Genomic DNA, 2,204 nt, shown 5'->3' on the forward strand with positions numbered 1-2,204 from the left:
AAAATCAAAAAAATGACAAAATTTTCCCCAAATGACAAAAAAAAAAAAAAAACGCTTTATGCTATAATACTCCAAATACATTCCAATGCAAATGCATTCTAATGCAAATGCGTTCCAATGTATAAAATCCCTAATATTAAAATTCAATCCAATCTAAAAAGGAGAAAACATGAAAAAAACCTTATTACTCTCTCTCTCTCTCTCTCGTTTTTGCTCCACGCTGAAGACGACGGCTTTTACACAAGCGTAGGCTATCAGATTGGCGAAGCCGCTCAAATGGTGAAAAACACTAAAGGCATCCAACAGCTTTCAGACAATTATGAAAAGCTGAACAATTTTTTGAATAATTATAGCACCCTAAACACCCTTATCAAATTGTCCGCTGATCCGAGCGCGATTAACGACGCAAGGGATAATCTAGGCTCAAGCGCTAAGAATTTGCTAGATGTCAAAGCCAATTCTCCGGCGTATCAAGCCGTGCTTTTAGCATTGAACGCTGCAGTAGGGTTGTGGCAAGTTACAAGCTACGCTTTCACTGCTTGTGGTCCTGGTAGCAATGAGAGCGCAAATGGAGGTATCCAAACCTTTAATAATGTGCCAGGACAAAATACGACGACCATCACTTGCAATTCGTATTATCAACCAGAACATGGCGGGCCAATATCCACTGAAAATTATGCGATCATTAACAAGGCCTATCAAATCATTCAAAAGGCTTTGACAGCCAATGGATCTAATGGAGATGGGGTCCCCGTTTTAAGCAACACCACTACAAAACTTGATTTCACTATTCAAGGAGACAAAAGAACGGGTGGCAAACCAAATACACCTTTAGTATACCCATGGAGTCATGGGAAATCTATTTCAACCTCGTGGGATAACACAACAGCAACACCAACCTCAGAAAGTATCAACACAGAAAATAACGCTCAAGAGCTTTTAAAGCAAGCGAGCATCATTATCACTACCCTAAATGAGGCATGCCCAAACTTTCAGAATGGTGGTAGCGGTTATTGGCAAGGGATAAGCGGCAATGGGACAATGTGCGGGATGTTTAAGAATGAAATCAGCGCGATCCAAGGCATGATCGCTAACGCGCAAGAAGCTGTCGCGCAAAGTAAAATCGTTAGTGAAAACACGCAAAATCAAAACAACCTGGACACTGGAAAACCATTCAACCCTTACACAGACGCTAGCTTTGCGCAAAGCATGCTCAAAAACGCTCAAGCCCAAGCGGAGATTTTAAACCAAGCCGAACAAGTGGTGAAAAACTTTGAAAAAATCCCTACAGCCTTTGTATCAGACTCTTTAGGGGTGTGTTATGCAGTGCAAAAGGGTGAGCGTAGGGGCACCGATCCAGGTCAGGTAACTTCTAACACTTGGGGGGCCGGTTGCGCGTATGTGCAAGAAACCATAACGAATTTAAACAACAGCATCGCGCATTTTGGCACTCAAGAGCAGCAGATACAGCAAGCCGAAAACATCGCTGACACTTTGGTGAATTTCAAATCCCGATACAATGAGTTAGGGAATACTTACAATAGCATCACCACCGCACTCTCTAATATCCCTAACGCGCAAAGCTTGCAAAATGCGGTGAGCAAAAAGAATAACCCCTATAGCCCACAAGGCATAGAAACCAATTACTACCTCAATCAAAACGCTTATAACCAAGTCCAAACCATCAACCAAGAACTAGGGCGTAACCCCTTCAGGAAAGTGGGCATTGTTAGTTCTCAAACCAACAACGGCGCGATGAATGGGATCGGTATTCAGGTGGGCTATAAACAATTCTTTGGCCAAAAAAGAAAATGGGGCGCTAGGTATTACGGCTTTTTTGATTACAACCATGCGTTCATCAAATCCAGCTTTTTCAACTCGGCTTCTGATGTATGGACTTATGGTTTTGGAGCGGACGCTCTCTATAACTTCATCAACGATAAAGCCACCAATTTCTTAGGCAAGAACAACAAGCTTTCTGTGGGGCTTTTTGGCGGGATTGCGTTAGCGGGCACTTCATGGCTTAATTCTGAATATGTGAATTTAGCCACCATGAATAATGTCTATAACGCTAAATTGAATGTGGCGAACTTCCAATTCTTATTCAACATGGGAGTGAGGATGAATTTAGCCAGGCCCAAGAAAAAAGGCAGCGATCATGCGGCTCAGCATGGGATTGAACTAGGGCTTAAAATCCCCACCAT

General features: G+C 42.6%; 1 pseudogene. It reads left to right on the top strand.

The features are described from left to right. Positions 1-169: 169 nt before the first annotated feature. A pseudogene (locus tag H7N69_RS07765) lies at positions 170-2,204 on the top strand (outer membrane protein); the annotation flags it as partial.

The organism is Helicobacter pylori (assembly GCF_014497725.1).
Classification (GTDB): domain Bacteria; phylum Campylobacterota; class Campylobacteria; order Campylobacterales; family Helicobacteraceae; genus Helicobacter; species Helicobacter pylori_DE.